Raw genomic sequence first — 13,107 nt, 5'->3', positions numbered from 1 at the left:
ATGGGAGCTTAGGCTCCCATTTTTATTGGTATTTTAGTGGGTTAAGCGGCCCGCGACTGTGGTGCTAAGTTACCAGCATCGGCAATGCCTAAACTGGTCTCAATATCCTCGACGCTCTGCTGCACTTCTTGGGCTATGACTTCACTCTGTTGTGAACTGGTTTGTGCCTGCTCTTTTAAGCTATCCATAGTGCGCACAAATTGATCGAGATAATCGACTTGCTCCTTGGCATTGAGCGAGCCTTGTTTCGCGGTATTGGCCATGTCGCTCGCTTGGTTTTGCACCGTTTGCGCCACTTGCCATAGGCTTTGAGCGCGCAGTTTTTGACTGCTGGTGGCCTGTGCTATGCCATCGACACTCTCACTGAGGGCATGATTCGATTGGGTCAGTTGCTGCAGAATTTTCACGATTTCGTTTAAGGACACTTGGGTGCGCTGACTTAAATTTCGCACTTCATCGGCCACCACGGCAAAGCCGCGACCTTGCTCTCCCGCCCGCGCAGCTTCAATGGCGGCATTGAGGGCAAGTAAGTTAGTTTGTTCGGCGATATTGCCAATCACATCAATGATTTTCGACACATCCGTCACTGAGTTATTCAGGCTTTCAAGGGAAGCATGGCAAAGGCCTACGGCGGTTTGCGTCTGCTCAGTTGCGCTGAGTACGGCCTCGGCTTCAGTTTGGCTCGACTGCATTTGGCGCATGGTTTCGGCGGCGCTGTCTTCCACGAGTGCCGAAGTGTGGCTCACCTCATTGGCGAGGCTGCGGATATGTTCGGTCTGTGTTTGCGTATCGGCCACAATCGTCTGAGTGTGCTCTGTGTGCTGCGATAGCTGAGTAATGCGCGCAACCAGTTGGCTTAATGATTGAGAAACCTTAGTGATTTGCTGGCGTTGTGCCTCATCTTCCTGTTCAAACCTTTGCAGCAACTGGTTGAAATGACCTGCGATTTGGCCCGTCTCGCAGCGACGATTAATGTCTAAACGCTCGCGGCTGTTCGATTCGCTTAATTTCATAAAGGCTTGATTAAGACGTTTCAGCGGTTTGACGACGCGATTTTGCTGCAGGATTAAATAACCTATAGCAAACAAGGCCATGATGGAAACCATAGTGTAGAGGATCAGTTGTAGCTCATATTTAAGCTGTTGATTCTTCGCTGCCTGAGCCTCACCTAAGCCAATAAGCTGTTGTTCCACATTGCTAATCGCTTGAATGAGTTGATCTTGCATCTCTTGGTTGGCTTGCAGCAATTGGTGGGTGTTGGCGACTTCTTTGTTGTATCGATTGGCGAGACTCAGCAGTTCACTGCGGTCACTTTCGCCGACTTCAATCTGTTCTGGTTCGCTGGCACCGAGGGCAAACTCATCGGCTTCTTGCTGCTCATATACACCGATTAACGGCAGTGTGCTGAGGGTGTCGTGCCATGTATTTAGCTCTTTGCTGGTGCTGTCTAAAATGCCCTTGAGTTGCTGATTTTTGCCGATCAGATAGCCATCGGTCAGCTGGGAAAGTTGATAGACGATGGAAGGTAAATCGCGGCTCAATTGCAGATATTGTTCGGCGACCACCGCATTTGTGGCTAAGCCTTTATCGGCATAACTGCCCAAACGACGGTTATAGTCGAGCATTTCAGATTCGGCGTGGGCCAGCAGTTGTCGCGGGTTGCCAGCGAGTTTACCCGCTGCGCGGTACTTGGTATCTAAATCTTGAATGAAGCTGCTGAGACTTGCTTGCAAGTCATTATCGGTAGCGCCCATGGTGGCGAGATTAAGCTCTGTGAGCTGGTTCTTAATGGCGCTGAGTTTAGTTTTAGCTTGTTCAAGTTGGCTAGAGTTGCCGCTGGCGAGATAGCCGTCGAGATCGCGGCGTACGCCGACGAGGAAGTCTTCTTGTATGCTTTGCAGTGTGAGTGTTTGCTGTTCTATATTTTGTCGCTGATCACTACTCCACAGCACTACGGCCGCTAATAATCCCGCGAGCAATAACAACAGGGCAGAAGCAGAGAGCGACAGCGTTGAAATTTTCATTTTGCAATCTTCATAATTGTCAGAGCCAGCTAACTGTTCTGAGTTTATGAATTTAGCGTGACATTAATATGACAAGCGCTCACATGAATGTCAGCGTTGTCATTTGATTTGCCGATATGTGATCTCGCGCTATTCCAGCGGCAGCCACACTTGGGCTCTTAAACCGCCTTCGGCGCGGTTGGAGAGGGTGACTTGCCCTTGGTGTCTATCGATAATCCGTTTGATGATGGCGAGACCTAGGCCTGAGCCGACACTGCCTCGGGCGATATCACCTTGGGTAAAGGGTTGAAATAGTTTGGTAATTTGTGACTCGTCGATTCCTGGGCCATTATCTTCAACACTAAAACCGATACGTTTGCCATCGAACTGCGAACTAATGCGGATCCAGCCAGAACCATAGCGAAAGGCATTTTCGACTAAGTTACTCAGTACCCGCTTGATGGCAATCGCTTGGAATTGAGCTTCTGGGCAGTCAGTTAACACCACTTCAATTTCGCCGGCGCGATTGGCCTCTGCTTGAGCGACATCTTGAATGAGTTTATTGATTTGGCCTAGCTCACGGCTGGTTTCCTGATCTTGGCGAATATACGCAATAAACTGGCTGATGATGGCGTCCATATCTTCGATATCGTTGACTATGCCATCTTTAAGATATTGATCTTCCTCAACCATCATCTCAGATGCGAGACGAATACGGGTGAGCGGCGTGCGCAAGTCGTGGGAAATCCCCGCCATCAATAGCGCTCTGTCCTGTTCCAGCTGTTTCATGCTGTGCGCCATCTGGTTGAAGGCGTTGGTCACTTCGACAATTTCACTCGAACCATTAAGCGGCAAGGGGTCGGGGAATTCACCGCGGGAAACGGCAATCGCGGCTTTTTGTAGTCGTCTAAGTGGGCGGTTTTGTTGGCGGGCAAACCACCACCCCCCAGCGACGCTGAGGGCGCCTATGACCATTAAATAAAGGGTGAGCGGCGAAAGGTCTGAAACATTCTGGCCGATAAGCGGCACTTTTATCCAAATCGAGGGCGCCTGTGGTGGGCGGATCCAAATCTGCAATACGCTGCCGTGGGTGACGCGCACTTCGGCGTCGCCGCCGAGATATTCCGACATCTGCGCCGACCAGAAACCATAGTAGGTCGCTTGCTCAATGCCAGCTTCACGCGCTTGCTGTTGATTGTAAATCTTCATGCCATCGTCGTGGACTTTGGCATTGAGGGCATCGACTATGGTTAAGTGTTCACGGCCAATATCTATGCCATCGACAAACAGCAATTTGACTTGGCGAGCGATTAACTGATTGATTTGTTGGTAGCTTGGCTTAAGCACATAGACGGCAACCGTGACGTAAGACACCAGCTGATTGATCAGCAATAGACAACCAATCAGCATCACGGTTTGGCTAAACGCGCTGCGAGGGACAAACCGCCACCAAAACTTAGCTTTCATCGTGGGCTCAATAACCACAGCAGATTAAGATGGCAATGCGGCTCATCGACGCGCGGCGCCATCGGGCACAAACACATAACCTAATCCCCACACAGTTTGAATGTAACGCGGATTCGCAGGATCTTTCTCGATTAAACGCCGCAGACGTGACACTTGTACGTCGATGGAGCGTTCTAGCGCAGAATAATCGCGGCCACGGGCGAGGTTCATCAACTTATCCCGAGACAAGGGCTCGCGTGGATGGGTGACGAGCACTTTAAGCACGGCAAACTCACCGCTAGTGAGCGCAATCGATTCGTCGCCGTGGTACATCTCACGGGTGGCTAAATCTAGCGAAAACTCTCCGAAGCTGATCTGCGCTTCCTGCTGGGCGGGCGCACCGGGCACATCTTGGGTTTGGCGACGCATCACGGCTTTGATCCGTGCGAGTAATTCCCGTGGATTAAAAGGTTTTGGCAGATAATCGTCGGCGCCTAACTCTAGGCCAATAATACGGTCGACTTCATCGCCCTTGGCCGTCAGCATCACAATCGGAATAGGATTACCTTGCTGGCGCAAACGGCGGCAGATAGACAGGCCATCTTCACCGGGTAACATCAAGTCGAGCACGAGTAAATGGAAGTTTTCGCGTTCTAATAGGCGGTCCATCTGCTCGGCATTGGCCGCGCTGCGCACCTGATAACCTTGCTCCATCAGGTAACGCTCGAGTAACGCTCGTAGGCGCATATCATCATCGACGACGAGGATTTTCGAGGTTTCTTGTCCCATGGGATGTCCTTTAATTGCTCAGATTGGTGCTTATTCTACTGACGAGAAACAGTTAAGATTAACCAACTGGCTGAAATTGAAAACGAATCTGCCTAATATAGCCGCATTCAACCTAGGCGACTAGCTCACCTTAGTGGCTTGAATGCGATAAATGCTGACATTTATTGCCCAATGTTAATACTAAGCAAATGAAATTGCATGGGAATACTCGCGTTTATTCACGCTAAGGGTGAAATTGTAACTAAATGGGCATCAGCAAAAGCGGTGATTTCATCGCCATTATGCACAGAGATGATTTAGTGAGTTAACTTTAGTGTCCAGTCTGAGTATCATCAGTCCAATATAATATCCCGCATCAATTGTGGTCGTTTAATCCAACGATTGAGTAATGAGCATGAAAGCGCATTTGATCACCCGACAGGGTTGGCAAACTTTAGATAAAGAATTGAAGTATTTGTGGAAAGAATATCGGCCGCAAATCACCCTTAAAGTCCAAGAAGCGGCGGCGCAAGGCGACCGTAGTGAGAACGCTGATTACACCTACAACAAGCGTTTGTTAAGACAAATTGATGGCCGAGTCAGATACTTAGTCAAGCGGTTAGAAGAATTAAAAATTGTCGATTACTCGCCGCAGCAGGAAGGTAAAATATTCTTCGGTGCTTGGTTTGAGCTTGAAAATGAAGCCGGTGATCGCGTGCGTTATCGGATCGTCGGTAAAGATGAACTCGATACCAAATTGGGCTACATCACCATAGACTCGCCCATGGCGCGTGCCTTAATCGGCAAGCAAGTGGACGATGAGGTGGTAGTGCAAACGCCATCGGGTCCAAAAGAGTGGTATATCAATCAGATCCGTTACACTCCTTTTGAAACCACTCTCGCCAGCGAGGCAGATTAGCGACAGAGTTGCCGCCGTGACAACCGCTGCGGTCACCATGGCATGACGGGGAAAGATCAAAGACTCTGCTTTGACCTAGGCTTTAGCATGAAACATACGGGGCGCCTGTGGTATCTTTGGCGCAATAACGACTTACTTTACAGTTAGGCACGACACTTTATTTATGCAAACTAATGCACATAACATCGCTCAGATTATCGCTCAAGAACTGAATGTTCGTGAGCAACAAGTTGCCGCAACCATCACTCTGCTTGACGATGGTGCGACGGTTCCCTTCGTTGCCCGCTACCGTAAAGAAGCCACGGGCGGATTAGACGATACGCAACTGCGTACCTTGTACACACGTTTAGGTTACCTGCGTGAGCTGAACGACAGACGCCAAGTGATCCTGTCTAGCATCCAAGCTCAGGGTAAGTTAACGCCAGAATTACAAAGGGCTATTGATGACGCAGACAGCAAGACACGTCTCGAAGATTTATATCTGCCCTTCAAACCTAAGCGCCGCACTAAGGGCCAAATCGCTATCGAAGCTGGGCTTGAACCATTAGCCGATGCCTTACTGGCTGACCGTAGCGCCGATGTTGAAACCAAAGCGGCGGGTTATATCAATAGCGAAGCGGGTTTTGTCGATGTGAAAGCAGTGCTTGAAGGCGCGCGTTATATCCTGATGGAGCGCTATGCCGAAGACGCGGAATTACTGCGTAAAGTGCGTGAACATTTAAGCCAAAACAGTGTGTTAGAAAGCCGCTTAATTGCAGGTAAAGAGAAAGAAGGCGCGAAATTCCGTGATTATTTCGAGCATACCGAACAGTTAGCGAAGATCCCTTCTCACCGTGCGCTGGCGATGCTGCGTGGCCGTAACGAAGGTTTCTTAGCGTTATCTATGAATGCCGATCCTGCTGCTGAAGCGGGCCAAGGCAGTTATTGCGAAGTAATTATCTGCGATCACTTAGGGCTGAAATTAGGTGATAGCAGCGTCGATCAATGGTTGAAAACCGTGGTGACGGCGACATGGCGCGTCAAGATTGCGCTGCAGATGGAAACCGAGTTTATTTCGCAAATGCGTGAACGCGCCGAAGCCGAAGCGATTAAAGTCTTCGCCCGTAACTTAGGCGATTTATTGATGGCCGCTCCAGCGGGCGCGAAAGCCACCATGGGACTCGATCCAGGTTTACGTACCGGCGTGAAAGTGGCTGTTGTCGATAACACGGGTAAGATGTTGTGCCATGCGACGATTTTCCCGCACGCACCGCAAAATCTGTGGGAAAAGTCGATCCGTACTTTGGCTAACTTAGTCAAAATGCACAAAGTTGAATTAATTGCGATTGGTAACGGCACGGCATCACGGGAAACCGACAAGCTGGCCGCTGAGCTGATTGCCGCAGTGAAAGATACCCATCCACAGTTGACTAAAGTGATGGTCAGCGAAGCGGGCGCGTCTGTGTATTCGGCATCGGAATTGGCGGCGCTGGAGTTTCCTGATCTCGATGTCTCGATTCGTGGTGCTGTGTCTATCGCGCGTCGTTTGCAAGATCCGTTAGCCGAACTGGTGAAGATTGAGCCTAAGTCTATCGGTGTGGGCCAATACCAACACGACGTGAGCCAAAGCCAATTATCGGGTTCGCTGGAAGCCGTGGTGGAAGACTGTGTAAACGGCGTGGGTGTGGATCTCAACATGGCCTCAGCACCTTTGTTGTCGCAAGTAGCGGGTTTAAACAAGACGTTAGCGAAAAACGTGGTCGATTATCGCGATGCTAATGGTCAGTTTAAGAATCGTAAAGAGCTGCTGAAAGTGCCACGTTTAGGGCCTAAAGCCTATGAGCAAGCGGCGGGCTTTTTACGTATTCGTGAAGGTGATAATCCACTTGATGCCTCGTCTGTGCATCCTGAGGCTTATTCGTTAGTGGAAACTATCGCTAAGACTAAGCAAGTGGAGCTGGCGAGCCTGATGGGTAACTCAGATCTACTGCGCAGCATCAAACCTGAAGAGTTCATTACGGCGGAGTTTGGTTTACCAACTGTGACGGATATTTTAGCCGAGCTGGATAAGCCGGGACGCGATCCCCGTGGTGAGTTTAAAACCGCCAAGTTTAAAGATGGCGTGGAAGAACTTAAACACTTGAAACCTGAAATGGTGCTCGAAGGTGTGGTGACCAACGTGACTAATTTTGGTGCCTTCGTCGATATTGGCGTGCATCAAGATGGACTGGTGCATATCTCCTCACTGACCGACAAGTTTATTAGCGATCCCCACACAATCGTGAAAGCGGGTGATGTGGTCAAAGTTAAAGTGATGGAAGTTGACGTTGAGCGTCGTCGTATCGGTTTGAGCATGCGTTTGGATGAAGCTATCGACCAAAGCAAGTCGCAGCAAAGACCGCACAATCCTGCCAGAACTCATAACGGTAAGGCGCCACAGTCGACGAAACCTGCTGCGCGTCCTGCGCAAAAGCAAGCACCTAAAGCGCCAGCGAACGCGGCCATGGGTAATGCCTTTGCCGATGCCTTCGCTAAGCTGAAAAAGTAAGCGTTAACCGTTAAGACTCGGACTTAAGCCATGTCCGAGTCGACTTTTTTACATGTTACTCACAAAATTGTTGCATCAATGTCGTCTTAGGGAATATAAAGTCGGCATTTAATGCAACGTTAAGCAAAATCGGTTGTCATAGCACAGCTTATTCACCGATTTTTTTCAAATTGACACTCCAACGCTGAGTGGCTCTTTATACGTTTTGGGGTAACACATGCAATCTGGTTTATCACCTCGCGGGCATAACAATGCCCATGGGCCTTTCCGCGCCATCTTTATTTTCTCGCTATTAGTGCTTTTTATTGCTACTGCGAGCCGTATCGCTTTAGGGCTGTGGCAAGCCGAACGCGTGGCCGCGGTGGAGGGTTGGTCGCATCTCTTAATCCAAGGTTTACGCGTCGATATCGCTACCCTGTGCTGGTTATGGGGTATTGCTGCCTTAGGAACCGCATTGTTTTCGGGTGATCATTTTATTGGCCGTCTGTGGCAGCCAATTTTACGGGTGTGGTTAACTGTCGGTCTGTGGATCATCCTCTTTTTAGAAGCATCGACCCCTGCGTTTATTGAAGAATACGGTATTCGCCCGAATCGCCTGTATGTGGAATATCTGATCTATCCGAAAGAAGTGCTTTCTATGCTGTGGGCGGGTCGCAAACTTGAGCTGATTTTCTCCGTGCTATTAACTATAGGTACGCTTTGGGGCGGCTGGGTGTTAAGCGGTAAGCTCACTAAAAATTTACGTTTCCCGCGCTGGTACTGGCGTCCTGTGTTGGCAGTACTTGTTATCTCCATGACGTTATTGGGTGCGCGTTCAACCTTAGGCCATAGACCGATTAACCCTGCTATGGTAGCGTTTGCCGACGATCCATTAGTGAACTCTTTAGTCATCAACTCAGCCTATTCATTAGTGTTTGCCATCAAGCAGATGGGCAGTGAAGAAGATGCCTCTAAAGTGTATGGCAAGTTAGATAACGCTGAGATTATTACGACCATAAGACAGGAAAGTGGTCGTCCTGACAGTGCATTTACCTCAACAGATATCCCATCGCTAAGCTTTAACCAAGCCAGTTATACCGGAAAGCCAAAGAACTTAGTGATCCTACTGCAAGAGAGTTTAGGCGCACGTTTTGTGGGGAGTTTAGGTGGTTTACCCCTGACTCCGAATATCGATGCCTTATCCAAAGAAGGTTGGTATTTCGATAACTTGTACGCTACTGGTACTCGTTCAGTGCGCGGGATAGAAGCCGTAACGACAGGTTTTACCCCGACGCCAGCTCGTGCTGTGGTGAAACTGGGTAAGAGCCAAGTTGGCTTCTTCAGCATAGCTGAATTACTTAAAAATCATGGCTATACCACGCAGTTTATCTATGGTGGTGAGAGCCATTTCGACAATATGCGTAGCTTCTTTTTGGGCAACGGCTTTAGTGACATCATAGATCAGAAAGATTATAAATCTCCGGCCTTTGTGGGCTCGTGGGGCGCCTCTGATGAAGACTTAATGCGCAAGGCGAATAGTGAGTTTGAGCGTCTACACAGTGAAGGTAAGCCTTTCTTTAGTCTAGTTTTTAGCTCGAGCAATCACGATCCATTCGAATTCCCTGATGATCGTATTGAGCTGTACGAGCAACCTAAGCAAACCCGCAACAATGCGGCGAAATATGCCGATTATGCGATTGGTGAGTTTTTTAAACTCGCGAAAAATGCAGACTACTGGAAAGACACGATTTTTATCGTGGTTGCCGATCATGACAGTCGAGTGGGTGGCGCGGATCTGGTGCCAGTGTCACGTTTTCGTATTCCGGGTTTAATCATTGGGGATAATTTAGCGCCAAAACGCGATCATCGTATTGTGAGCCAAATTGATTTACCGCCAACACTTCTATCATTGATTGGTATTTCAGACTCTTATCCTATGCTGGGCCGAGATTTGACCCAGGTCAGCGATGATTGGCCTGGACGCGCGTTAATGCAATACGATAAAAACTTTGCCCTGATGGAAGGTAAAGATGTAGTGATCCTGCAGCCAGAAAAAGCGGCTCAAGGTTTCGAATATAACGAAAAAACTGAGCAGTTAACACCTTATGCGCCAGCTGCAGCAGCGTTAGAGAAGAAAGCCTTAAGTTGGGCATTATGGGGCAGTTTGGCCTACCAGCAAGAGCTGTATCGTTTGCCTAAATAAGCGTTAAACAGCATAAAAAATGCCGCTATTTTTAGCGGCATTTTTGTTTATTATTTTTGTTCATCTTGTGCGGGAAAAGATTAATCCCATTGGAATAAGTTAAATCCACGTCGACATGATAGATTCTTGCTCTGGCTGAGTCTGTTGTTGATAGAACTGACCAATACGTTGTCCAAGCTGTTGATAAAATTGAGTCGGTTCTCCTTGGAGCGATTGACGCGCCGCACTGCTGGTATTCGCTTTGGCGTTACTGCTGGCATAATTTGCCGCACCTTGACTGACCTTTAAGCGGATATCCTTACGTTGCAGCGCCGCTTGACCGCGTGCAGCAATTTTAAGCGTCTTAGGTAACACCCGCTCGGCCACCACAAGGGGGGCTTTTTTCTCTTGCTGTTGTTGGCTTTGTTGCTGCGAGGATTGTTGTTGTTGCTGCTGTTTTTCTTGAACTTGTTGCTGATTATTCTCGAGCGTTTTGGTTTGTTGTTGAGTTTGATCTGCTGTGCGTTCATTCTGCGGATTAAAGGCGCGTTCTTCATGACCTTTAGTGGCAGCTTGTGGGGGAATGACCACAGGTTTCAGTTGGTTGTCGACCCGAGCCGAGTCCGTCGCGACATTACTGGTCGCTAGTGGGACTTGTGGGTAGTTACTGACAACTAACATGGAAAATTCCTTGGTGCACTAATGGTTAAATACTAGTCATTAATCGCTCAAAGATAAAGCGTTAGCGTGTCTGTAACGCTAACCAAGGCATAAATACCTGCAAAAACTCCTGTTGATGGGAAATAAACGGCGCATGGGAGGCTTTGGCTAGCATCACATCTTCAATTTGCGGCGTGATCGGTATCTTAGGTTGTACGCGTTTGGGGACGAGTCCATCGAGTCGTCCCCAAATTCTAAGCCAAGGTTGCTGTAACTCTGTCAGTTGCGGCCTTAAGTCGATGTCGGTCAGCATACTCAGACCTTGAGTTAAGGCTCTGGCATCGGGTAACGGACGCGCAAGCACAAGATCGCGCAGTCGTTTGATATCTTCTTTGGCGGTTTCGCTGCCCATGGCCTGAATCGCTAGAAATCTCTCAATAGTTTTAGGTAAATTTTGCCCAAGTTGTTCTCTAAATTGATTAAGAACTTGTGGCGGAATGCCCGGCCATGCTTCGTCTTCCCTTGCCATAAAGCAAGGGGATGAGGCAATAGTAATCAAGCCTTTGATTTTTTGTGGATAACTCAGTGCTGCCTGAGTCGCCACGAGCCCACCGAGTGACCAGCCGGCCCAAATAGCGTGTTCTGGTAATGCGGCGACTAAGGCATCGACCCAAGCTAATAGATCACCTTCCACCATCTGACTATGGCCGAAGCCCGGCAAGTCGACATAGTGCACCCTATACTGAGACAGTGACTCATGTAATGGCGTAAACACAGCGCTATTGACTCCCCAACCGTGAAGCATCACCAGATCTGGCCCTTGGCCTCTGATTTCAATATGCAAATTTGCGTGGTTTGTGGATGTCACTTGGCTCACTTGAGTGCCTCAAAAATGGATTAGGTGAATGTATGCCGCACTTTGTCAAAAGGATTTGGCCGCAATCTGCTTTGCGGATAATGCGTTTAGGCTATCAGCTCGGCACAGGGTGGTTGGCGGGCAGTTTACCTAACCGTTGCCTGCTGTGCCACCAATCCATACCTATCCCAGAGACGGGCATTTGCATCGTTTGTCTTCAATCTGGCTTATATCATGGACCTATTTGCTTAGGCTGCGGTAAGTCGATGCAAATCGAGGTCGATTACTGCGGGGAATGCCAAAAGCGTCAGCCGCGTAAAGTCGTTGCCCCCTGCAGTTACCATCAAGGTTTAGGTGCTTGGATTGGCGCGATTAAATATCAGGGGCAACTTGCCGCTTTACCTGTGCTATGCCGCGCCTTAGTGGCGCGAATTAAGCTATTAGAACAGCAAGGATTAATAACGCTGCCCCAAGCGATAGTGCCAGTTCCATTGCATCCAAAACGCTTGCAACAACGGGGATTTAATCAGGCGTGGTTAATTGCCCATGAGTTATCACAGCTATTACAACTGCCATTAGTGAGCGAGGGATTAACGCGCCAGCAAGACACTCGGCCGCAGGCCGGACTTTCAGGTGCACAACGACGACGAAACTTACACGATGCCTTTATGTTAGCGGATGATTTTGCGTTCCAGCGTATTGCACTGGTGGATGATGTGGTCACGACAGGCACCACAGTCTCTGAAATTGCCCGCTTATTCGAAGCGCGATACGTGCATGTGCAGGTATGGTGTTTGGCAAGGGCAGAGGCGCCAGGCTTGTTGGATGATGTTGACGCTGTTTAAAACATAGCGGTCACATCATTATATCTATGTGTATGTCAAAATTATGTCAAAAATACTGAGTGAAAATGAGTAAGTTTTAATTCTGAGACAAGGTGTAAGTATCTGTATCAATAAGTTTTATTTATTAATTTTATTGATGTACCTTCCTATGTTATTTCGTTTGGAGGGTATTTATGGACGCTAAACAGGCGCTATCAAATGCAAATGCGGCATCTACGCTGAAAGATGTTATTCAGGCGATAAGCTATTCTTTGAAGCTGCATGGTATCTGTGGTTTCTGGTTTCAGGGAGTTCCACATTGTGCGTATGAAAATTACCACTTTTCAAAAGATACCAATCTGTTCTCTCCTACGGCGTTACGAAAACCTATCGCCAGTATAGCTTCTTCCCCTGTTGTCGCTGAATTACAGCGTTTTTATTTAAATCAGGTTGCAGCCAATGATTTCAATTTTGGATTTTCATTAGATACTTCAAAATCTTATATGTATAGATTCACGAGTGAAAAAAATGATAAGACCAGCCTACTGTTTAGTAAGCATAATATTCAAAGTGTTTTGAGCTGGCCCATCTCATGCCACACTAATCGTCATTGGGCAGGCCGCTTCATACTACTCAGCCATCTTAGCGACTCAGAGATAGCATTAGAGGGATTGGCTGATACTTTAAAGGAAGCCCAAAACAAGCTGTTTGAATGTAATAAACAATTGTTCAATCCATTTCTACAAAGCTCGCTACTTAAAGATAATGCGAGAGATATCCTGCTCATGGTCGCAAACGGCCTTCAGAATGACGAAATTTCAACTCAGCTCCCGATAAGTGTCAGAGGAGTTGAATATCATATGGAAGCTATGCGCAAGAAATTTGGGGCTACAAATAGAGCAAACTTAATCCATTTAGCCCATCAATATGAGTTGATCTAAAT

The 13,107-nt window shown here is 48.2% G+C and carries 10 protein-coding genes; 5 read left to right on the top strand and 5 right to left on the bottom strand.

What is annotated here, in order from left to right:
- Positions 1-41: 41 nt before the first annotated feature.
- The 3 genes from KV201_RS14010 to ompR form a co-directional block, all read right to left on the bottom strand.
- Positions 42-2,024 carry a methyl-accepting chemotaxis protein gene (locus KV201_RS14010; protein ID WP_226059682.1) on the bottom strand — a complete coding sequence of 661 codons (1,983 nt, stop codon included), beginning with the start codon at positions 2,022-2,024 and terminating at the stop codon, positions 42-44.
- A gap of 129 nt (positions 2,025-2,153) precedes the next feature.
- Positions 2,154-3,470, bottom strand: coding sequence for a two-component system sensor histidine kinase EnvZ (envZ, locus tag KV201_RS14005; RefSeq protein WP_063882184.1), 1,317 nt, complete (start codon positions 3,468-3,470; stop codon positions 2,154-2,156).
- Positions 3,471-3,512: 42 nt separating this feature from the next.
- Positions 3,513-4,238 (bottom strand): two-component system response regulator OmpR, encoded by a 726-nt coding sequence (gene ompR, locus KV201_RS14000; RefSeq protein ID WP_006079507.1) that lies wholly within the window; start codon positions 4,236-4,238, stop codon positions 3,513-3,515.
- Between the two features lie 394 nt (positions 4,239-4,632).
- Between ompR and greB the strand changes: the two genes are divergently transcribed.
- The 3 genes from greB to KV201_RS13985 all read left to right on the top strand — a co-directional run bounded on the left by greB (position 4,633) and on the right by KV201_RS13985 (position 9,845).
- Positions 4,633-5,136: a transcription elongation factor GreB gene (gene greB, locus KV201_RS13995; RefSeq protein ID WP_006079584.1), complete on the top strand. Its 504-nt coding sequence runs from the start codon at positions 4,633-4,635 to the stop codon at positions 5,134-5,136.
- 163 nt (positions 5,137-5,299) lie between these two features.
- A complete protein-coding gene (locus KV201_RS13990; protein ID WP_226059681.1) occupies positions 5,300-7,663 on the top strand; it encodes a Tex family protein in 2,364 nt (787 codons plus the stop codon).
- 217 nt (positions 7,664-7,880) lie between these two features.
- Complete coding sequence (locus KV201_RS13985) at positions 7,881-9,845, top strand: LTA synthase family protein (RefSeq protein WP_226059680.1); 1,965 nt, start codon at positions 7,881-7,883, stop codon at positions 9,843-9,845.
- A gap of 99 nt (positions 9,846-9,944) precedes the next feature.
- Here the strand turns inward: KV201_RS13985 and KV201_RS13980 are convergent, their stop codons facing one another.
- Together KV201_RS13980 and bioH are read right to left on the bottom strand one after the other, a co-directional pair.
- A complete protein-coding gene (locus tag KV201_RS13980) occupies positions 9,945-10,505 on the bottom strand; it encodes a hypothetical protein (RefSeq protein WP_226059679.1) in 561 nt (186 codons plus the stop codon).
- Between the two features lie 61 nt (positions 10,506-10,566).
- Positions 10,567-11,361 (bottom strand): pimeloyl-ACP methyl ester esterase BioH, encoded by a 795-nt coding sequence (gene bioH, locus KV201_RS13975; protein WP_226059678.1) that lies wholly within the window; start codon positions 11,359-11,361, stop codon positions 10,567-10,569.
- A 32-nt stretch (positions 11,362-11,393) separates the two neighbouring features.
- Between bioH and KV201_RS13970 the strand changes: the two genes are divergently transcribed.
- Complete coding sequence (locus tag KV201_RS13970; protein WP_226059677.1) at positions 11,394-12,185, top strand: ComF family protein; 792 nt, start codon at positions 11,394-11,396, stop codon at positions 12,183-12,185.
- A gap of 173 nt (positions 12,186-12,358) precedes the next feature.
- Entirely contained in the window at positions 12,359-13,105 is a 747-nt protein-coding gene (locus KV201_RS13965; protein ID WP_226059676.1) for a helix-turn-helix transcriptional regulator, read from the top strand.
- Positions 13,106-13,107 lie beyond the last annotated feature (2 nt).

The sequence above is a fragment of the Shewanella sp. SR1 genome (assembly GCF_020447145.1).
Taxonomy (GTDB): Bacteria; Pseudomonadota; Gammaproteobacteria; order Enterobacterales; family Shewanellaceae; genus Shewanella; species Shewanella baltica.
The sequence above is the reverse complement of the archived record's forward strand: the minus strand, read 5'-3'. Positions and strand labels throughout refer to the sequence as shown.

Excerpts from the sequence above, each read along its gene's own strand:
- greB (WP_006079584.1), top strand. The coding sequence starts at position 4,633 with ATGAAAGCGCATTTGATCACCCGACAGGGTTGGCAAACTTTAGATAAA.
- KV201_RS13970 (WP_226059677.1), top strand. The coding sequence starts at position 11,394 with ATGCCGCACTTTGTCAAAAGGATTTGGCCGCAATCTGCTTTGCGGATA.
- KV201_RS13980 (WP_226059679.1), bottom strand. The coding sequence starts at position 10,505 with ATGTTAGTTGTCAGTAACTACCCACAAGTCCCACTAGCGACCAGTAAT.
- KV201_RS14010 (WP_226059682.1), bottom strand. The coding sequence starts at position 2,024 with ATGAAAATTTCAACGCTGTCGCTCTCTGCTTCTGCCCTGTTGTTATTG.
- envZ (WP_063882184.1), bottom strand. The coding sequence starts at position 3,470 with ATGAAAGCTAAGTTTTGGTGGCGGTTTGTCCCTCGCAGCGCGTTTAGC.
- KV201_RS13985 (WP_226059680.1), top strand. The coding sequence starts at position 7,881 with ATGCAATCTGGTTTATCACCTCGCGGGCATAACAATGCCCATGGGCCT.
- ompR (WP_006079507.1), bottom strand. The coding sequence starts at position 4,238 with ATGGGACAAGAAACCTCGAAAATCCTCGTCGTCGATGATGATATGCGC.
- KV201_RS13990 (WP_226059681.1), top strand. The coding sequence starts at position 5,300 with ATGCAAACTAATGCACATAACATCGCTCAGATTATCGCTCAAGAACTG.
- KV201_RS13965 (WP_226059676.1), top strand. The coding sequence starts at position 12,359 with ATGGACGCTAAACAGGCGCTATCAAATGCAAATGCGGCATCTACGCTG.